The sequence below is a fragment of the Candidatus Fukatsuia anoeciicola genome, from assembly GCF_964059965.1.
Classification (GTDB): domain Bacteria; phylum Pseudomonadota; class Gammaproteobacteria; order Enterobacterales; family Enterobacteriaceae; genus Fukatsuia; species Fukatsuia anoeciicola.
This window is the reverse complement of sequence record NZ_OZ060923.1, coordinates 925,052-945,366: the sequence shown is the minus strand read 5'-3', so window position 1 is coordinate 945,366 and position 20,315 is coordinate 925,052. Positions and strand designations below refer to the sequence as shown.

Here is a 20,315-nt window from a genome sequence, read left to right as displayed (position 1 = left end):
AAATTTTAACTAGCTCCTTAGGGGAGGAACTTTTGCTGAAGCATCGTTTTATTACTGCATTAATTTTAATCCCTATAATTATTAGTATGCTATTTCTTTTATCACCCACTGCTTTTGCTGGAGTTATTTTAATAATCTGCATGCAAGCTGCTTGGGAATGGGGTCAGTTAGCAGGGTTTGTTAATAGTAGACAACGACTTTGTTTGGCTATGCTGTGCGGTTTACTCCTCGTTATAATGTTATTAAGTATCTCTAAACATCAATACTCAATAAATCTACTTCAAATTAATATACCACTTTGGATCTCTCTGGGGTGGTGGTTAATAGCGCTAATATTAGTACTTACTTATCCACGTTCAGCAGTTTTATGGCGTAATTCACGTATTTTAACTATTATTTTTGGTGCTTTTATTATTATTCCATTCTTTTGTGGGATGTTTGCTATACGTCAATATAATTACCAACAGAGTCATACTATTGGAGCTTGGTGGCTACTTTACCTAATACTATTAGTATGTAGTACAGATTCTGGTGCTTATTTTTTTGGTAAAAAGTTTGGTAAACATAAATTAATGGTAAAAGTTTCTCCTGCTAAAACTTGGGAAGGATTATTAGGTGGTTTACTAACTTCTGCTTTAATATGCTGGTTATTTAGTAACTATTCTCAACTAGAGTTTAGCCACAAAAAACTTCTAATTTGTTCTATTGTAGCAGTATTTGCATCTGTGTTAGGGGATCTGAGTGAAAGTATGTTTAAACGCGAAGCGGGAATTAAAGATAGTGGTCATTTAATTCCAGGACATGGTGGTATATTCGATCGTATTGATAGTTTAACTGCTGCTGTACCAGTATTCACTTGCTTAATGTTATTAGTATTTTAAAATAAATTTTTGAATAAATTATTAAGTAAGGGATATAGTAATTATGATACATATATTGTGGAATTTGGGCGCCTTTATCTTTGCATTAGGTATTTTAATTACCTTTCATGAATTTGGTCATTTCTGGGTAGCACGCCGTTGTGGTGTTAAGGTAGAATGTTTTTCTATTGGTTTTGGTAGACCCATATGGCAATATATTGATAGTCAAGGTACTAAGTATATTATTGCCCTAATACCCTTAGGTGGTTATGTTAAAATGCTTGATAAATCTATCATATCGCCTAAGCTAGAGTTTTGTTGCCAAACTTTTAATAATAAAACAATTCTACAACGTACAGCTATTATTAGTGCTGGACCTATTGCTAATTTTATTTTTGCTATTTTTGCTTATTGGTTAGTATTTATTATAAGTATACCTAGTATACGACCAATTATTGGCAGTGTTCTTAATAATTCTATTGCAGCACAGGCACATATTTTGCCAGGGATGGAGCTAAAAACAATTGATAATAAAGAAATACAGGATTGGAATGCTATTCGATTAGCACTGTTAGGTAAAATTGGTGATGATCAGGTTCAAATAGGAGTTGTTTACCCTGGTTCTAATGGTGTAGTGCAAAAAATTTTAGATTTAAAGCAATGGAAATTTGAAGCAGATAAACAGGATCCAATAATCACGCTAGGTATTTTCCCTTTAGATCCACAAACTCAGCCAATATTAGCAGGAGTTCAATCAGGCTCAGCTGCACAAAAAGCAGGATTACAAATAGGAGATAGAATAGTTAAAGTAAATCATCAATTAATTAATAATTGGTCATTATTTATTAACTTAATACGTAATAATCCTAATAAACCTTTGGTATTAGAAATTAAAAGGAAAAAAATACCCTTATTTTTAATTCTAACACCTGATATCATTCCAGGAGATATAATACCTACTCAGGGTTTTGCCGGTGTCGTACCTCAAATAATACCACTAGCACAAGAATATAAAATAATTCACCAATATAATCTACTTTCTGCATTATACCATGCTTTTAAACAAACTTGGCAACTTACGAAATTAACAGTCAATATTTTAGGAAAACTTATTACTGGTGATGTTAAACTTAATAACCTAAGTGGTCCTATATCAATCGCAAAAGGGGCGGGAGCTTCAGCTCAGCATGGATTTATTTATTATCTTATGTTTTTAGCACTAATTAGTGTTAATTTAGGGATTATTAACTTATCTCCATTGCCAGGGTTAGATGGCGGTCATTTATTTTTCTTAATGATAGAAAAAATAAAAGGCAAGCCACTTTCTGAACGAGTACAAGACGTCAGCTTTCGCATTGGCTCAATTTTGTTAATGTTGTTGATGGGGCTTGCACTTTTTAATGACCTCTCCCGCTTTTAAAGGTTGGAAATAACAAGAAGAGCACATAAACAATAATGGTGATGAAAAAATTGCTTATAGCGTTGCTACTATTAAGTAGCACTACTATATATGGAGCAAGTTCTTTTGTAATAAAAGATATTTATTTTAAGGGTTTACAACACGTAACTATCAGTGTTGCTTTGCTTAATATGCCGGTGCATATCGGTGATACTATTAATGATAAAGATATAAGTAAAATTATTCGTACACTATTTGCTACTGGTAGTTTTGAAGATATTCAAGTTTTACGTGATGAAAATAGATTAGTTATTCAAGTTAAAGAACGACCAATTATTGCTAACATTACTTTTTCAGGCAATAAATCAATAAAAACAGATATGCTAAAACAAAACTTACAAGCTGCAGGTATTCGATTAGGTCAAACATTAAATTATATGATCTTATTAAATATTAAAAAAGGATTAGAAGATTTTTATTATAATTCTGGTAGATATAATGCTTCGGTAGAATCCATTATTACTCTTTTGCCTTATAACCGTATTGATCTAAAATTAATATTTGCTGAAGGTATCACAGCAAAGATTAAGCAGATCAATATTATTGGCAACCGTGCCTTTACTAAGAATGAATTAATTTCACTTTTTCAACTTCATGATACAGTTCCTTGGTGGAATCTGCTAGATAATTGTAAATATCAAAAACAAAAATTAGCATATGATCTAAAAAACTTACGCAAATTCTATCTGGATCGTGGTTATATCCGTTTTAATATTGACTCTACTTATATAAGTTTAACACCAGATAAAAAAAATATTTATATTACAATTAATATTACTGAAGGTAAACCTTATAAGTTTGATAAAATCATAATAAGTAGTAATTTAGCTCATTATCAATCAAAAATTGAAAAATTAATTCAAATTAAACCAGGAGAGTGGTACAACGGTAGTAAAATTACTCACATAGAAGACGATATTAAAAATCTGTTGGCCCATTATGGATATGCTTATCCAACAGTAATTAGTCGACTAAAAATTAATGATATAGATAAAAGAGTAACACTACATATCAACTTAAAGGCAGGTCGTCGTTTTTACGTACGTTATATCCATTTCAAAGGTAATAATATTAGTAAAGATTCTGTTTTACGTCGTGAAATATGCCAAATGGAAGGCGACTGGTTAGATAATAATCAAATTAAAAAAAGTAAAGAACGCCTAAAACAGTTAGGTTATTTCAAAAATGTTGATATGAAAATACAACGAGTACTAGGTACAGTTGATCAAGTAGATATTATTTATGAAGTAAATGAATATAATACTGGTAACCTTAATTTAGGTTTAGGTTATGGCACAGAAAATAGCATTAGCTACCAGGCTGGTATCTTACAGAATAATTGGTTAGGTACAGGTAATAGCGTAAGTATTAATGCTAGTAAAAATAATTACCGGAGTTATGCAGAATTTACTTTAACTGAACCTTATTTTACCATGGATGGTATTAGTTTAAGTTGGCGTATTTTTTATGATAATTTCAAAGCAGATAAAACTGATTTATCTAGCTATACTAATTACAATTATGGTTTAAATGGAATATTTGGTTTTCCAGTTAATGAGAGTAATTTATTACGAATGGGTATAGGATATATTCATAATAACTTATCTGATATACACCCTCAGATTTCTATATGGCGTTATCTTAAATCAGCAAAGCAAAATATTAACTATATTGATAGTGCTAATTTTACTACTAATGATTTTACCTTAAGTAGTGGGTGGGATTATAATAATCTTGATAGAGGCTTATTTCCAACATCAGGGATAAAATCATCACTAAACGGTAAATTTACCTTACCAAAATCAGGTAATGAATTCTATAAAGTAACTCTTAATGTATCGAATTATCTACCATTAAATAATAAACATTCATGGGTAATATTATGTCGCGGACTTTTCGGTTATGGTAGTGGTATCGGCATAAAAGAAATGCCATTTTACGAGAATTTCTATGCAGGGGGATTTAATACTGTACGTGGTTTTCGTTTAAATAACATTGGCCCTAAGGCAGTATATTATACTGATAATGGCACTAAAATAAATAAATCTACTGATGCAATTGGTGGTAATGCAATGGTAGTGGCTAGTATAGAATTAATTATACCTACCCCTTTTATTAATAAACAATACACTAACTCAATACGTACTTCTTTATTTATTGATTCTGGTACAGTATGGGATACCAAATGGAAGAATACGGTGCAAATACGTGCAGCAGATATTACAGACTACAGTAATCAAAATAATGTTTGTGCTTCTGCGGGAATTGCATTGCAATGGATGTCTCCATTAGCTCCTTTAGCCTTTTCTTACGCAAAACCAATTAAAGATTATTCTAATAATAAATTAGAGCAATTCCAGTTTAATATTGGCAAAACCTGGTAATTTAAGTAAATGTAATCAGAAAACGCATAAACAACTATATTTTGTTAGTATTAATTTATATAAAATACAACTATATAAGGAATACAAGGAGATAGTAATGAAAAAATGGTTATATACTATAAGTTTTAGTTTAGTATTAACGATATCTACTAATATTCAAGCTGTTGATAAAATTGCTATTATTAATATCGCACAGATTTTCCAAAAATTACCTGCGCGTGAAGTTGCAGCTAAACAATTAGAGAATGAATTCAAAGGATATGCAACAAATCTAAAAAGTATGGAAAAAAAATTACGAAATGATATAGAAAAATTACAACGTGATCGAAGTATCATGAAAACTAGTGATATTAATAATATGGAAAAAAATATTATGGAGCAACGTGAAACATTCAGCAATAAAGCCCAAATATTTGAGATGGATAATCATCGTCGTCAAACAGAAGAACGTAATAAAATTTTACGCCGCATTCAAGATGCAGTAAAAATAGTGGCAATGAAAAAAAATTATGATATAGTTATTGATACAAGTACTGTAGTCTATGCGTTACCATCTAAAAATATTACAGCTGATGTATTGAAAGAGGTTAAATAACCTATGTTTTCAATACAAGTAGCTAATCTTATACAAAAATTAACAGAAAAAGGCTTGTATGTACAGGTACATGGTGATAGTAATCTCATCATTACTGGTATTGCATCAATACATTCTGCTAAAACAGGACAAATCACATTTTTGTCAAATAGTCGTAACCGTAAGCAACTAGTTAATTGTCAAGCTAGTGTAATAGTTCTCACTGAGATAGATTTACCATTTTGCCAAAAGACAGCTTTAGTAGTCAATAATCCTTATATTGTCTATGCGCATATAGCGCAAATAATGGATACTACGCCTCAACCTGCTCAAGGAATTGCGTATAGCGCTATAGTTTCACCACAAGCGACGATAGGAAGACAAGTTTCTATTGGCGCAAATACTGTTATCGAATCTGGGGTAATACTAAATGATGAAGTGATCATTGGTGCAGGTTGTTTTATTGGTAAAAATGTATGTATTGGCACTGGCAGCCGTTTGTGGGCTAATATTACACTTTATCATGAAGTTAAGATTGGGCAATATTGTCTTATACATGCAGGTACTATAATTGGCGCTGATGGATTTGGTTATGCTAATGAAAATGGCAAGTGGCTTAAGATTCCACAATTAGGTACAGTACAAATTGGCAATCATGTTGAAATTGGTGCTTGTACTACTATTGATCGTGGCGCATTGGATGATACCATTATTGGTAATGGTGTCATCATCGATAATCAATGTCAAATTGCACACAATGTAGTAATTGGAGAAAATACAGCTATTGCAGGTGGAGTTACTATGGCAGGTAGCTTGAAAATTGGGTGCTATTGTCAGATAGGTGGTGCTAGTGTCATTAATGGTCATATGGAAATTACAGATAAGGTAACAATTACAGGAATGGGAATGGTAATGCGCCCTATTACCAAGCCTGGAATATACTCTTCTGGTATTCCCTTACAATCCAATAAAACCTGGCGTAAAACGGCAGCATTAGTGATGAGTATTAATAAAATAAACCAACGTTTAAAAAAGGTTGAACATCACATTGATAAAGAGCAAGCATTGTCTAATGATACTCTAAGCAAATAATAGATATGCTGCTAAAAATTATTACACAGTTGTTAATTTCAGCTTATCTACTTGATCTATATTTAGAAAAAATTGTGATCGACGCAACCATGCTATTAATGCTATCAGTTTTTTAGACAGGAAGAGTATTTTGATTATAAACAACGATTCTCTGCATATTGAGGAGATTTTGGCACTACTCCCACATCGTTATCCATTTTTATTAGTCGATCGTGTTTTAGAATTTGAAAAATGTAAATTGCTACGAGCAACAAAAAATGTTTCTTTTAATGAGCCTTTTTTCCAAGGACACTTTCCTAGTAAACCTATTTTCCCCGGTGTACTAATTCTAGAGGCGCTAGCACAAGCAACTGGAATTCTCGCTTTTAAAAGTTATGGAGAGCTTAAATCTGGTGAGCTTTTCTATTTTACTGGTATTGACAAGGCGCGTTTTAAACGCCCAGTTACACCTGGAGACCAGATGGTTTTAAAAGTAACATTTGGTAGAACACGCTGCGGTATTACCTGTTTTGATGGTGTTGCTACAGTTGATGGTAATATTGTCTGTGAAGCAACAATGACCTGTGCACGTAGTCAGCAAAAACGCCTGGAGAATAAGGTTAGTGATTAATAAAAATGCTGTTATCCATCCAACAGCTATAGTCGAAAATGGTGCAGTTATTGCTGCTAACGTTACTGTCGGCCCTTTCTGTTTTATTGGTTCTAAAGTAGAAATTGGCATGGGTACAGAACTAAAATTTCATATTATTATTAATGGCATTACAAAAATTGGTTGTCATAATAAAATTTATCAGTTTGCTACCATTGGTGAAGTTAACCAAGACTTAAAATATGCAGGAGAACCTACCAGTGTTGAGATTGGTGATTACAATCATATTCGCGAGAGTGTTTCCATCCATCGCGGCACGGTACAAGGTGGAGGAGTAACTAAAATTGGTAATAGTAACTTGTTAATGGTTAATACTCATATTGCTCATGATTGTCTAGTTGGTAACAATTGTATTTTAGCTAATAATGCAACTTTAGGGGGGCATGTTAGTATAGGTGACTATACAGTTATCGGTGGAATGACAGCAATACATCAATTTTGTGTGATTGGTGCTCATGTAATGATTGGTGGTTGTTCTGGTGTTGCTCAAGATGTACCACCCTGTATAGTTGCCCAAGGTAATCATGCAACACCTTTTGGGATTAATATAGAGGGGTTAAAACGCTGTGGTTTTGATAGAGAATTCCGTAATGCTATTAGTGAAGCTCATAAATTATTATATCGTAGTAAAAAAACATTTGAGGAAGCAAAAAATGAAATAATAATATTAGCAGAAAAAAAACCTGTACTAAAATTATTTACGGATTTTTTTGTTAGCTCGACTAGAGGCATTATCCGCTAACTTATGCAAAATCATCTGCAAAATCGTCCGTTGACTATTGGATTAGTTGCTGGAGAGACATCAGGTGATATTTTAGCAGCTGGATTAATGCGTGCTTTGAAAATGCAGGTTCCTAATACACATTTTGTTGGTATCGCTGGCCCTTTAATGCAGGCCGAAGGCTGTGAGACATGGTATCAAATGGAAGAATTAGCAGTAATGGGTATGGTCGAAGTGTTAGGTCGTTTGCCACGTTTGCTCAAAATTCGCCGTGATCTTGGACATCGTTTTACTAAGCTTAATCCTGATGTTTTTATTGGAATTGATACACCTGATTTTAATATCAATCTTGAATGGTATTTGAAACAACAGGGTATTCGTACTCTTCATTATGTCAGCCCATCAGTTTGGGCTTGGCGGCAAAAACGTATTTTAAAAATAGCTAAGACTACAGATATGGTTTTAACGTTGTTGCCTTTTGAAAAAGTATTTTACGATCGTTTTAATATTCCCTGTCGTTTTATTGGTCATACTATGGCAGATGCTATGCCACTAATAACTGATCAGAAAGCAGCAAGAGCAGCGCTTGGTATTGCTTCAGCTAGTCGTTGTCTAGCATTATTGCCTGGTAGTCGCCATGCAGAAGTCGCTATGTTAAGTGCTAATTTTCTTCTTACCGTGACTTTGCTACGTCAGCAATTCCCTGATCTTCAGGTATTAGTTCCGCTAGTAAATCCTCAACGAAGACAACAGTTTATTGCTATTAAAACTAAAATAGCACCAAATTTACCACTACGCCTGCTTGATGGTCAAGCAGGTCGTGCTATGGTCGCGAGTGATGCTACATTACTTGCTTCAGGAACAGCAGCATTAGAATGCATGTTAGCTAAATGCCCTATGGTTGTAGCTTATCGTATGCGGCCTTTTACTTTCTGGTTAGCGAAACGATGGGTAAAAACACCTTATGTTTCACTACCCAATCTATTAGCAGGAGAAAAGTTAGTCACTGAATTATTACAACAGGATTGTCAACCACAAAAACTAGCTAATGCACTATTACCATTACTAACCGAAGAAAAAACTATTTTAGCGTTAAAAAAACGCTTTTTAACTTTACATCAAGATATTCGTTGCGGCGCTGATCAAAAAGCAGCCCAAGCAATTCTTGAGTTAGTAAAACAAAAGTCAAATGAGCTTATTTTTTCAATAGGTATTAGTAGTTGAGCAAGTTAATTTTTCTATAAATAACTAATTACTAGCTAAATTAATATTTTAAACATTAAACAAAAAATTTATATACTAGCACCTTAACTATCTTCGTAGTACTTATTTTTATAGAAATAAAAATAATATAAGTAGAAAAAATTATTGGTTAATCTAATTTTTAGTCAGGATATTTTCCTATGATAAAAATACGTATTAAATTTGTTACTAATATATTACTAATAGAATATTTTATGTAGTTATTAGATTAAAATTACCCTAAATTAACTAAACAAAAATATTACTCTTTAATTAAATTTTTACTTTATTACTCCTAATTTAAAGTATTTAAATAAATATTAGTTATAGTAAATTTAAACTTTTTATAACCTCAATAACTTTTATATTATTTTAATAAATTAGATTAAATTATTAGTGTTAAATTTTACTTAATATGTTTCTAATATTATAATACTTGTATTTAATCTTATAGTTATGTTTTACTATTATAATTTTATGCATAATCTTTATATACTATTTTCTAGTAAATTTCTTTAATTATATCTTATTTTAAATAAAAAATAATTTTTATTATTAATAACATATAAAAATTTTATTACTATAAATGCTTTTTAAATAAATTAATTTAGAAGAAATTTTTACTAATAATATTTTATTAGCTTTTTCTATAAGTTAATTAGTTGATTAAAAATACAACATAATCACATATTAATATTAAATATCAATATGTGATTATGTTGTATAATACCTATTATACTATTTACCTTTAAGGTATAATGTTAATAATAAAGTTATTATAAGTAAAACTATTTTATTTGCATAAAAATAAGAGCCTATTTTATTTCATATAGTAAAATCAGCATATTTTAATACATGAAGGATAATTCAGTGCTACCATGTAATATCAAGTACCTTCATATTAGTAAGCATAGAAATAATTTTTTATATTAAATAATGATACTAGTATATAAATTAACAGTAAATTACTTACCCATTAACAATAGTCGATTGTTTGCCACTACATAGATTTTATCTGATGATTATTATGATTACTATTTATTTATATTAAATTTCTTTGCTAGTATTTCGATACCATTATTTACTGTATCTTTAATCCTAAATTACACCACATTAGTAATAACTTAGAATATAGTTACTAAGTAATAGGTAGAAATTAATAGTAACTTTATAATTTTTAATTCATAGTAATAAACTTAATATATTACCTTATTTTATTCTCTATAACCATATTCTAAATGTAAGAAAATGGTGAATAATAATACTAAGAATTTTAGGCTCTATTTTCAAATTTATAGATCCTGTATAAAATGTTATGTAATATTTTAGATTTTCAATAAAATATTTAAATAGTTAAACTATAGTTTAATATATTAAAGATCTTCATATTTTTAGGACTAAAAATATAAAAAATCATTCTGTTAGTTTTGCTTTAGGAAAATTATGAGCAAGAACACCGCTGAGATACGTCAAGTATTTCTTGATTTTTTCCGTAACAAAAAACATAGGATTATATCAAGTAGTTTTTTAATTCCTGATAATGATTCTACTTTGTTATTTACTAATGCTGGTATGAATCAATTTAAAAACGTTTTTTTAGGCCTAGATAAACGAGATTATTCTCGTGCTGCCACTTCTCAGCGTTGTATACGCGCCGGTGGCAAACATAATGATCTAAAAAATGTAGGTTATACGGCGCATCATCATACTTTTTTTGAAATGTTAGGTAATTTTAGTTTTGGTGATTATTTTAAACATGAAGCGATTCATTTTGCTTGGGAGTTATTAACTAGTAAGCAATGGTTTAATTTGCTTCAAAACAAACTCTGGATAACCGTATATCATACTGATGATGAGGCTTATAATATCTGGTTAAATGAAATTGGTGTACCACATGAGCGAATCATTCGTATTGGTGATAATAAAGGCAGTACATTTGCATCAGATAATTTTTGGCAAATGGGAGAAACTGGTCCTTGTGGTCCTTGTAGCGAAATTTTTTATGATCATGGTGATCATATTTTTGGAGGACCTCCTGGGTCATATAAAGAAAACGGAGATCGTTATATCGAAATTTGGAATATAGTCTTTATGCAATTTAATCGTCAACATGACGGAACTATGCTGCCATTATTACAACCATCAGTTGATACTGGTATGGGATTAGAGCGTATTGCAGCTATATTACAACACGTACACTCCAATTATGAAATTGATTTATTTCGTAATTTAATTACAGCAATTGCTAATATTATTGGTATTAATAATCTATCAAGTCAATCTCTACGGGTTATATCTGACCATATTCGTGCCTGTGCGTTTCTAATTTCTGATGGTATTTTACCATCAAATGAAGGTCGTGGCTATGTATTACGTCGAATTATTCGACGAGCTATTCGTCATGGTAATATGCTAGGTATAAAAGATATTTTTTTATATAAACTGGTGGCTCCATTAATTACTATTATGGGATCAGCAGCAGATGAATTAAAACATCAACAATCAACTATTGAACAGTTATTGTGGTCTGAGGAAAAACAGTTTATTTATACGTTAGAGCATGGTTTAACTTTATTAGATAAGGAACTTAATAAATTAAAAGGAGATACATTAGATGGAATAACAGCTTTTCGGTTATATGATACCTATGGTTTCCCTATCGATTTAACAGATGATATATGTCGGGAAAAAGCCATTAAAGTTGATAAAACTGGATTTGAGCAAGCAATGCAAGCCCAACGCCAACGTGCTCGTGAATCTAATAGCTTTACTGCTGATTATAGCCATATAATCCATATTGAAAAATCAAGTAAGTTTTCTGGTTATGAACATACACAACAACAAGCAACAATAACTGCTTTATTTAATAATGGTAAAATGGTAAATGAACTTTATCCTACTAAAGAAGTTATGGTAGTTTTAGATAAAACACCTTTTTATGCTGAATCAGGTGGACAAGTTGGTGATACTGGCGAACTAAAAAATACTACTAATGCCTATTTTATTGTAACGAATACTCGGAAATATGGTTCGGTTATTGTTCATATAGGACAGCTAGTTCAGGGATGTTTACGTGTACAGGATAAAATTAATGCGAATGTTAATGCTACTCGCCGAAATCGTATTTGTTTAAATCATTCTGCAACGCATTTGTTACATGCTGCTCTACGTAAAATACTAGGTGAATACGTTTTTCAGAAAGGCTCTTTAGTTAATGATAAATATCTACGTTTTGATTTTTCTTATACTCAAGCAATGGAACAAGAGCAAATCTATAAAATTGAGACCCTTGTTAATGCTCAAATTCGCTATAACCAGCCTATACAAACTGAAATTATGACACTAGAAGTAGCTAAAAAAAGAAAAGTATTAGCATTATTTGGTAAAAAATATAATGATCAAGTACGTGTTCTAGTTATGGGTGATTTTTCCACCGAACTTTGTGGTGGCACACATGCTAATCGTACTGGTGATATTGGTTTATTTCGTATTATTGCTGAATCAGCTATAGCAAAAGGTATCCGTCGTATTGAAGCCGTAACTGGTGAAGAAGCTATAACACAACTACACCAGGAAAATAATTTATTACAAAAAATTTCTTATCAGGTTAAAGGTAATAATCATAATGTACTTAGTAAAATTTGTTTGATGCAGGATCGTAGCAAAAAATTAGAGAAAGAATTATATCAACTTAAAAATAAACAAATAGCACAAGATAGTGCTTCTCTAATCGCTAACGCAAAAAAAATAAATGGTATAAAACTTCTTATAAAGAAATTAGATAACATTACACCAGAGATACTACGAAATATAGTTTACTCACTAAAAAATCAATTAGATTCGGCAATTATTGTGTTAGCAACGGTTACAGGTAATAAAGTTAATTTAATTGTTGGTATCACGAAAGACTTAACTAATAAAGTAAAAGCAAATGATTTGATAGTAAATATTGCAAGAGAAGTAGGTGGTAAAGGTGGTGGGCGTTCAGATATAGCAGAGGCAGGAGGAACGAATGTGAAAGCGTTACCTTCAGCGCTAATTAGTATAGAAGCATGGATAAATACCCAAATATAAATTAGCAGTGACGACTAGAATAACCTATACACTATATTGCTATAGCACATATAACGTTTTAACTTTAAATTATATATCTGTTACAAAATTAAGCGTAAAATTGCTCGATTTAACTAATTTTATATCAATTAGAGGCAAACTAAACTGCTTATATTTATGTAGATATAGTCGCTTATATTTTCATGGTATAGGATAGATAATAGCGGGAAAAATGAAATACCCGACTCTTTTAATTTTTTAAGGAGCAATGAATGCTTATTCTGACTCGTCGAATTGGGGAAACACTCATGATTGGTGATAATGTAACGGTTACTGTATTAGGAGTTAAAGGCAACCAAGTGCGACTTGGTATAAATGCACCGAAAGAAGTTTCTGTCCACCGTGAAGAAATCTATCAACGTATCCAAGCAGAGAAGCGTGCTATACCAGATTGCTGATTCTAAATTAGGGCTTTGCAAGGAAAGCAAAGCCCGTCACTTGTAGTATCTCTATACTATTTATTTTATTAGATATAAGTATTATATATAAAAAAATCATTAATAGGTACATACTTTTATTTAATAACTTATTTTTAAATAAAACTCTATTCTATGAGTATTAGAATCAATCAAAAATTTTTTTAATAATTTTTTAAAAGAGAAAAAAATAAATTAAAAGTATAATATAGTCTTTATATAAGACAAATACAATAAAATTATATAAAGACTATATTCCAAATTTCGATATAACGATCTCCGTTTTCTTTATGTGACCCAGGAGGTCCTCCAAAAATATGATCACCATGATCATAAAAAAATTCGCTAAAAGAAGAGCAAATAAGTACTGTAAGCTATTTTTTATAAACAATTTAACTAAAATACAATAAATATAAGAGATTTTAAATAGATTATTATAGATTAACTAATATTAGGGGTTAACATTAATTATATCAATATTCATCAACTATTTTTTATCCTCTTGATTTGTGCACCTAAAGCGTTTAATTTATCTTCGATTCGCTCATAACCACGATCGATATGATAAATACGGTCAATAATAGTTATACCATGAGCAATACAACCAGCTAAAACTAAACTAGCAGAAGCTCGCAGGTCAGTTGCCATGACTGGTGCGCCAAAAAGTTGCACAACACCATGACAAGTAACTTTATTACCATCAATTTCTGCTTTTGCACCCATTCGAATTAATTCAGGTATATGCATAAAACGATTTTCAAAAATAGTTTCTATAATAATGCTACTTCCTTCTGCAATAAGATTCAATAAACTAAATTGCGCCTGCATATCTGTTGGGAATTCAGGATATGGCGCAGTACATAAAGTAACAGCTTTAGGGCGTCTACCATGCATATCTAGACTAATCTGTTTGTTATCTACATCTATTTCAATTTCGGCACCTGCTTCAAGCAATTTATTTATTACTGTATTAATGGTATCTGAGCGAGTATTATGACAAATAATTTTACCTCCTGAAACAGCTGCAGCAATTAAAAAAGTACCAGTTTCAATTCGATCTGGTAAAATTGAATACTGACCACCAGCTAGTCGTTCAACGCTTTCAATAGTAATATTGTTTGTTCCTGCACCACTAATTCTTGCTCCTAACATATTGAGAAAATGCGCTGTATCAACAATTTCAGGTTCACAGGCTGCATTTTTAATTACGGTAGTACCATCTGCTAGTGTAGCTGCACTCATTATTGTTACTGTTGCACCAACACTAACTTTATCCATAATGATGCGTGTACCTTGTAGGCGACGATGTGGCCAACCTGGTATTACTGCTTTAATATAGCCTTGTTCTAATATTATTTCAGCACCTAGTTGTTTTAAACTACTAATATGAAGATCAACTGGACGAACACCAATAGCGCAACCCCCAGGTAAAGAAACTACTCCTTTACCAAATCTCGCTACTAGTGGTCCTAGCGCCCAAATTGAAGCGCGCATGGTTTTTACTAATTCATAAGGCGCACAAAATTTATTTATTTTACTAGCATCAACTAATAACGAGCTTTTACGTGTAATTTTAACTCCTAGGTAATGAAGTAACTTTATAGTAGTGTCAATATCCTTAAGATATGGAACATTTTTTAGTTCTACCACTTCTTCAGCTAATAACGAAACAAATAATATTGGCAAAGCAGCATTTTTTGCACCAGAAATAGTAACTTCACCATTTAAGCGAGTTGGTCCTTTTATACGGAATTTATCCACGATACGTCCTTTATTGTTATAACTTATTAGACATCTTTTATTCTCCCCGTATTTTAATTAAATAATTTTAAAAATGTATAAATATAATTTTATGTTTTATATAATATAAAATAAATATTTTAAGCATATTTTTTGTTTAGTATTACTTAAAAAGCATTAAATAATCTATTAGATTAAAAAAATTAAAAACTGTTTATTTTATAAAGTTATTTATACTATTATTTTATTTTGAATGCTAACATAAGTTTCTGGTAATGATAATCCTAGTATTAATATGCTTTAATTTTATTAGTACTAATAACGTATATATCAATCTACTAATCTAATATTTAGTAGGTTTTATAAGAAACTTATTATATACTATAAATTTTGCATTATTTAATATTCATAATTCTTATTACTTACTAGTATTTAGTATAATTTAAATATTTAGCTTTATAATATTAATTATGGTTTTATAAGGAATTTAATAAAAAATTATTTGTTGTAAATTATAGAGTTTAATTAGTGTTTTTAATTGTTCACTAATGCCAGAAATTGTTAATGTTGTACCGTGTTGATATGATCTTTGTTGTAAATGAACTAATAGTGCTAAACCTGAAGAGTCAACTCGTTGCAATTGCGTAACATCAATAAAATTAATACCGACTAGTAACGTATGACTCTGTTGCCATAATGGCAAGAGTGTTTTATGATTTAAATTTCCTCGTAATAATAGGATATTTTGCTGTAATTCCCAGTCAAGTTTAATAGTCATTATTGCTTTTTATCCAATATAATAGGTTGTTTTGCGTTAATTAGTAATTGTTCTGTTAGACCTTTTACCCCTTGTTGACGTAAAATAGAAGCCCATTCATTCTGTTTAGTCATGATTATACTTACCCCCTCTACAGCCATATCAAAAGCTTGCCAATATCCTGTTTGACTATTTTTACGCCATTGAAAATCTAGACGTATAGGTAAGCGTCCATTTGAATTAATAATACTAACACGAATAGTAATAATAGTTGCATTACTTAAAGATTTTTCTGGTATAATTTGATAATTTTGACTATGGTACATAGCTAATACTTGTCCATATATTTGTTCTAGATATGAACTAAAAGCAGCAAAATAAGCTATACGCTGTAATGGTATAGTTTCTTTATAGAAAGGACCTAATACTAAAGCACCTGCGTATTTTATTTGTACAAAAGGTAATAATTCTTCGCGTACAATAGTTCGAAGATAATTAGGATCTTGTTTAATTTTTATTTGTTCATTTTTTAAACGGCCAAAGGTTTTTTTGGCTACTTCTTCCATTAAATGATAAGGATTAGTTTGATCTACGGCATTAGCTAGTGGTACAGTTATAAATATAATTACCACTAATAAATATTTAAACATACCTATTACCTCTTAGAGCCTGTTCAAAATCTACCTAGTGCTCATAATCTTTGCATATTTTTTGATAATATAATTTAATTTTTTTTGTTTGTGCTATAGAGTATTTGACCTATTAAATCTTCTAAAATAAATGCAGATTTTGTATTTTGGATAATGCTACCTTCTTTTAATGGATTGGTATCCATTTCTTTATCTTCAAATCCTACATTTAGTGATAGAAACTGTTCTCCTAATAATCCAGATGTTCTTATAGATAAAGAGCTACTATCCGGAATAGTATTATAATTTGTTTTGATATCTATAGCGACACGGGGAGTATAATTTTTACTATCTAAAGAAATAATAGCTACCCGTCCTACTACAACACCACCTATTTTAACCGGGGAATTAATACTTAAGTTACCTATATTATCAAAAGTAGCATATATTCGGTAAGTAGTTTGATTACTAATTAATTTAATGCCTGCTACTTTTAAACAGATAAATATAATAGCAACTAAGGCAAAAAAAATAAATAGACCGACTCCTATTTCACTTTTCTTTGTTTGCATTATTAATTCCAAAACATTAATATTGTTAATATAAAATCTAATCCTAACACTGCTAATGATGAATATACCACTGTATTAGTTGTAGCCTGGCTAATCCCTTCAGAAGTAGGAATTGCATCATAACCATTAAATAATGCAATCCAGGTTATAATAATAGTAAACACAAAGCTTTTAATTAGACTATTTAATAAATCAGTATGCCACTCAACTATCTTTTGTATCTCAGACCAAAAAAAACCAACATCGATACCTTTCCAATTAATAGCGACTATGGCACTTCCTGTTATTCCTATAGCAATAAAAATTACTGTTAATAGTGGCATACTAATCATGCCTGCCCAAAAGCGAGGAGCAATCACGCGTCTAAGTGGATCAATAGCCATCATCTCTAAACTAGAAATCTGTTCAGTGGTTTTCATTAGGCCAATTTCTGCAGTAAGTGCTGATCCAGCCCGTCCAGCAAATAGTAGAGCGGTAACTACTGGTCCTAACTCTCTTAATAATGATAAGGCTACCATTATGCCTAAACTAGTTTCTGCGCTATAAGTTACTAAAATTAAATAACCCTGTAAACTTAGCACCATACCAATAAATAATCCAGAAACTACAATAATAAGTAGTGATTGCATTCCTAAATTATAGATTTGTTTTAGCAGCAATGGCCACTGTTTATATGGTTCAGGTTTACCTATTAATGCATTAAATAACATTAATCCAGCACGACCGAATGATGCACATAGATTTATAGTATAGCGACCTAAATATGCTAACGCTGTTATTAACATAGAGACCCCATTAGTCTAAAAATTTTTTATAATCTTATATTAGCTGTATTTTTAGTTAAGTTACTTATTAAATAGGCCTAAAATACTTATTATTTTTTTATAGCATGCAAAAAGAAAACTATATTTTATCTATTTAGCTCGTCTAAATAAATAAAGAAAATTTAAAATAAGTGCTAAAATTTTATTACTAGATATTAAGTAAATTTTAATAATTCGGTTTTATAATCATTAGAGGTAAAACTAAAAGACGCTACTTCATTATTAGCGCCATCAAGGAATTGACGTACCTGTTGGTTATTATTATTTTTTAACTGCTGTGGTGTTCCTTTAGCAATTACATGTTGATTAGCAATAATATAAGCATAATTAGCTATACTAAGCACCTCAGAAATATCGTGTGATACAATAATACAGGTAATCCCTAATGCATAATTTAGTTTATTGATAAGTTTAACTAACGCTCCCATAGTAATGGGATCTTGACCAATAAAAGGTTCATCAAACATAATTAATTCAGGATCAAGTGCAATTGCCCGTGCTAAAGCAATTCGCCTAGCCATACCACCAGAAAGTTCTAATGGCATCCAATGAGCAATACCACGCAATCCAACAGCTTCTAATTTCATCATTACCGTGCTATATAATAGTTCAAATGGTAGATTACTATGCTCACGTAAGGGAAATGCTACGTTTTCAAAAACATTTAAATCAGTAAATAACGCGTTAGACTGAAATAACATACTCATTTTTTTGCGTATACGATATAATTGTTGTCGTGGTAAAGTAGGAATATTATTACCATCAAATAAAATCATGCCATAGTCAGGATTTAATTGTCCTCCTATTAAATGTAATAGAGTAGTTTTACCTATTCCTGATGGACCCATAATTGCTGTTATCTTACCACGAGGTATTGTTATATTGATATCAGCAAATATTTTACGCCCACCACGAATAAAACTCATACCCTGAATTTCAATTAAATTTAATGCTAATGGTATCATTTTAGGTGTACCTTTTATGCCTTATTATATGTTAGTATGTTATATAATTTCAGCTTAATAAAAAAGATTAAAACTTTTCACTTGTGTTATTGTTTTTTTCCTTCTTTCTAGCTTCTGTTGCTAATTCTGTTTGTATTTTTTTAGGATACTAGAAGAGTTTTAATGCTAGCATCTTGAGCATTAGAATTTTTTGTATTAATATTATTAATATTAGATTTAGGGAGTAATAACTCGCGTAATTTTTTATCTAATTCGATAACAATAGAAGAGTTTTCTTTTAGATATTTGCAAGCATTAGTCTTGCCTTGGCCAATTTTATTATTATTATAACTATACCAGGATCCTGCTTTTTCTATAAGTTTATGTTTAACACCAAGATCAATTATCTCACTGTAGATATTGATCCCCTCTCCGTATTGTATCTGAAATTCAGCTTGCTTAAATGGTGCTGCAACTTTATTTTTAACTACCTTAACTCGAGTCTCGTTACCAATTACTTCATCACCATCCTTTATTGAGCCTATCCGTCGAATATCTAAACGTACAGATGCGTAAAATTTAAGCGCATTGCCTCCTGTTGTAGTTTCAGGACTACCAAACATTACCCCAATTTTCATACGAATCTGATTAATAAAAATTAATAGTGTGTTAGCATTTTTTAAATTTCCCGCTAATTTACGCATTGCTTGACTCATCATACGTGCCGCAAGACCCATATGAGAATCACCAATTTCTCCTTCAATTTCTGCTTTTGGTGTCAAAGCAGCAACAGAATCGATAATAATCACATCAATAGCATTAGAACGTGTCAAGGCATCACAAATTTCTAGTGCCTGCTCACCAGTATCAGGTTGAGAACAAAGTAAATTATCAATATCTACACCTAATTTTTTAGCATAAATAGGATCAAGAGCATGTTCAGCATCAATAAATGCACAAGTTTTCCCTTCACGTTGAGCTGATGCAATAACCTGTAAGGTTAATGTTGTTTTGCCTGATGATTCTGGACCATAAATTTCAACAATTCGTCCTCTTGGTAAGCCACCTACACCTAATGCAATATCAAGAGAGAGAGACCCTGTTGAAATAGTTTCAACATCCATAGAACGATCTTCACCTAGGAGCATAATAGAACCTTTACCAAATTGTTTTTCAATTTGTGCTAATGCCATAGCTAATGCTTTTTGTTTATTTTCATTAGTTACCATTTTGCTTCTTCCTTTATATAACATTTATATAGCAAACAGTAGCTTTATAAAAGTTTATTACTACAATTATATATTACATTACATAAAAATTACCCCTAATTATGTTGTGT

At 30.9% G+C, this 20,315-nt stretch carries 17 protein-coding genes; 10 read left to right on the top strand and 7 right to left on the bottom strand.

What is annotated here, in order from left to right; all coding sequences use genetic code 11:
* The first annotated feature begins 32 nt into the window (after positions 1-32).
* The 10 genes from cdsA to csrA all read left to right on the top strand — a co-directional run bounded on the left by cdsA (position 33) and on the right by csrA (position 13,492).
* Entirely contained in the window at positions 33-881 is an 849-nt protein-coding gene (cdsA, locus tag AB4W73_RS02980) for a phosphatidate cytidylyltransferase (protein WP_367680359.1), read from the top strand.
* Positions 882-924: 43 nt separating this feature from the next.
* Positions 925-2,280 (top strand): sigma E protease regulator RseP, encoded by a 1,356-nt coding sequence (gene rseP / locus AB4W73_RS02975; protein ID WP_367680358.1) that lies wholly within the window; start codon positions 925-927, stop codon positions 2,278-2,280.
* A gap of 35 nt (positions 2,281-2,315) precedes the next feature.
* Positions 2,316-4,703 (top strand): outer membrane protein assembly factor BamA, encoded by a 2,388-nt coding sequence (gene bamA / locus AB4W73_RS02970; RefSeq protein WP_367680357.1) that lies wholly within the window; start codon positions 2,316-2,318, stop codon positions 4,701-4,703.
* A gap of 97 nt (positions 4,704-4,800) precedes the next feature.
* Complete coding sequence (locus AB4W73_RS02965) at positions 4,801-5,298, top strand: OmpH family outer membrane protein (RefSeq protein WP_367680356.1); 498 nt, start codon at positions 4,801-4,803, stop codon at positions 5,296-5,298.
* A gap of 3 nt (positions 5,299-5,301) precedes the next feature.
* Positions 5,302-6,369 carry a UDP-3-O-(3-hydroxymyristoyl)glucosamine N-acyltransferase gene (gene lpxD, locus AB4W73_RS02960; protein WP_367680355.1) on the top strand — a complete coding sequence of 356 codons (1,068 nt, stop codon included), beginning with the start codon at positions 5,302-5,304 and terminating at the stop codon, positions 6,367-6,369.
* 130 nt (positions 6,370-6,499) lie between these two features.
* Entirely contained in the window at positions 6,500-6,979 is a 480-nt protein-coding gene (gene fabZ / locus AB4W73_RS02955) for a 3-hydroxyacyl-ACP dehydratase FabZ (RefSeq protein WP_367680354.1), read from the top strand.
* Complete coding sequence (gene lpxA / locus AB4W73_RS02950) at positions 6,972-7,760, top strand: acyl-ACP--UDP-N-acetylglucosamine O-acyltransferase (RefSeq protein WP_367680353.1); 789 nt, start codon at positions 6,972-6,974, stop codon at positions 7,758-7,760. Before fabZ ends, lpxA begins: the two co-directional genes overlap by 8 nt.
* A 3-nt stretch (positions 7,761-7,763) precedes the next feature.
* Entirely contained in the window at positions 7,764-8,963 is a 1,200-nt protein-coding gene (gene lpxB, locus AB4W73_RS02945) for a lipid-A-disaccharide synthase (protein WP_367680352.1), read from the top strand.
* Between the two features lie 1,461 nt (positions 8,964-10,424).
* The gene (gene alaS, locus AB4W73_RS02940; RefSeq protein ID WP_367680351.1) at positions 10,425-13,055 is read left to right on the top strand and encodes an alanine--tRNA ligase; all 2,631 of its coding nucleotides are present in this window, start codon (positions 10,425-10,427) and stop codon (positions 13,053-13,055) included.
* A 251-nt stretch (positions 13,056-13,306) separates the two neighbouring features.
* On the top strand, positions 13,307-13,492 hold the full coding sequence (gene csrA / locus AB4W73_RS02935; protein ID WP_367680350.1) for a carbon storage regulator CsrA: 186 nt from the start codon (positions 13,307-13,309) through the stop codon (positions 13,490-13,492).
* 501 nt (positions 13,493-13,993) lie between these two features.
* Here the strand turns inward: csrA and murA are convergent.
* The 7 genes from murA to recA form a co-directional block, all read right to left on the bottom strand.
* Positions 13,994-15,271, bottom strand: coding sequence for a UDP-N-acetylglucosamine 1-carboxyvinyltransferase (murA, locus tag AB4W73_RS02930; protein WP_367680349.1), 1,278 nt, complete (start codon positions 15,269-15,271; stop codon positions 13,994-13,996).
* Between the two features lie 466 nt (positions 15,272-15,737).
* A complete protein-coding gene (gene mlaB / locus AB4W73_RS02925) occupies positions 15,738-16,028 on the bottom strand; it encodes a lipid asymmetry maintenance protein MlaB (RefSeq protein ID WP_367680348.1) in 291 nt (96 codons plus the stop codon).
* Positions 16,028-16,657: a phospholipid-binding protein MlaC gene (mlaC, locus tag AB4W73_RS02920; RefSeq protein ID WP_367680347.1), complete on the bottom strand. Its 630-nt coding sequence runs from the start codon at positions 16,655-16,657 to the stop codon at positions 16,028-16,030. The genes mlaB and mlaC overlap by 1 nt, the downstream gene beginning before the upstream one ends.
* A gap of 74 nt (positions 16,658-16,731) precedes the next feature.
* Positions 16,732-17,208, bottom strand: coding sequence for an outer membrane lipid asymmetry maintenance protein MlaD (mlaD, locus tag AB4W73_RS02915; RefSeq protein WP_367680346.1), 477 nt, complete (start codon positions 17,206-17,208; stop codon positions 16,732-16,734).
* A gap of 2 nt (positions 17,209-17,210) precedes the next feature.
* Positions 17,211-17,993 carry a lipid asymmetry maintenance ABC transporter permease subunit MlaE gene (mlaE, locus tag AB4W73_RS02910; RefSeq protein WP_367680345.1) on the bottom strand — a complete coding sequence of 261 codons (783 nt, stop codon included), beginning with the start codon at positions 17,991-17,993 and terminating at the stop codon, positions 17,211-17,213.
* 194 nt (positions 17,994-18,187) lie between these two features.
* Positions 18,188-18,997 carry a phospholipid ABC transporter ATP-binding protein MlaF gene (gene mlaF / locus AB4W73_RS02905; protein ID WP_367680344.1) on the bottom strand — a complete coding sequence of 270 codons (810 nt, stop codon included), beginning with the start codon at positions 18,995-18,997 and terminating at the stop codon, positions 18,188-18,190.
* Between the two features lie 140 nt (positions 18,998-19,137).
* Positions 19,138-20,205, bottom strand: coding sequence for a recombinase RecA (gene recA, locus AB4W73_RS02900; protein ID WP_367680343.1), 1,068 nt, complete (start codon positions 20,203-20,205; stop codon positions 19,138-19,140).
* Between the last annotated feature and the right edge of the window lie 110 nt (positions 20,206-20,315).

Bases quoted from the DNA above. Each gene is read 5' to 3' on its own strand.
- lpxB (WP_367680352.1), top strand. From the start codon at position 7,764: ATGCAAAATCATCTGCAAAATCGTCCGTTGACTATTGGATTAGTTGCT.
- csrA (WP_367680350.1), top strand. From the start codon at position 13,307: ATGCTTATTCTGACTCGTCGAATTGGGGAAACACTCATGATTGGTGAT.
- mlaD (WP_367680346.1), bottom strand. From the start codon at position 17,208: ATGCAAACAAAGAAAAGTGAAATAGGAGTCGGTCTATTTATTTTTTTT.
- AB4W73_RS02965 (WP_367680356.1), top strand. From the start codon at position 4,801: ATGAAAAAATGGTTATATACTATAAGTTTTAGTTTAGTATTAACGATA.
- lpxD (WP_367680355.1), top strand. From the start codon at position 5,302: ATGTTTTCAATACAAGTAGCTAATCTTATACAAAAATTAACAGAAAAA.
- bamA (WP_367680357.1), top strand. From the start codon at position 2,316: ATGGTGATGAAAAAATTGCTTATAGCGTTGCTACTATTAAGTAGCACT.
- alaS (WP_367680351.1), top strand. From the start codon at position 10,425: ATGAGCAAGAACACCGCTGAGATACGTCAAGTATTTCTTGATTTTTTC.
- mlaB (WP_367680348.1), bottom strand. From the start codon at position 16,028: ATGACTATTAAACTTGACTGGGAATTACAGCAAAATATCCTATTATTA.
- mlaE (WP_367680345.1), bottom strand. From the start codon at position 17,993: ATGTTAATAACAGCGTTAGCATATTTAGGTCGCTATACTATAAATCTA.
- recA (WP_367680343.1), bottom strand. From the start codon at position 20,205: ATGGTAACTAATGAAAATAAACAAAAAGCATTAGCTATGGCATTAGCA.
- rseP (WP_367680358.1), top strand. From the start codon at position 925: ATGATACATATATTGTGGAATTTGGGCGCCTTTATCTTTGCATTAGGT.
- mlaC (WP_367680347.1), bottom strand. From the start codon at position 16,657: ATGTTTAAATATTTATTAGTGGTAATTATATTTATAACTGTACCACTA.
- mlaF (WP_367680344.1), bottom strand. From the start codon at position 18,997: ATGATACCATTAGCATTAAATTTAATTGAAATTCAGGGTATGAGTTTT.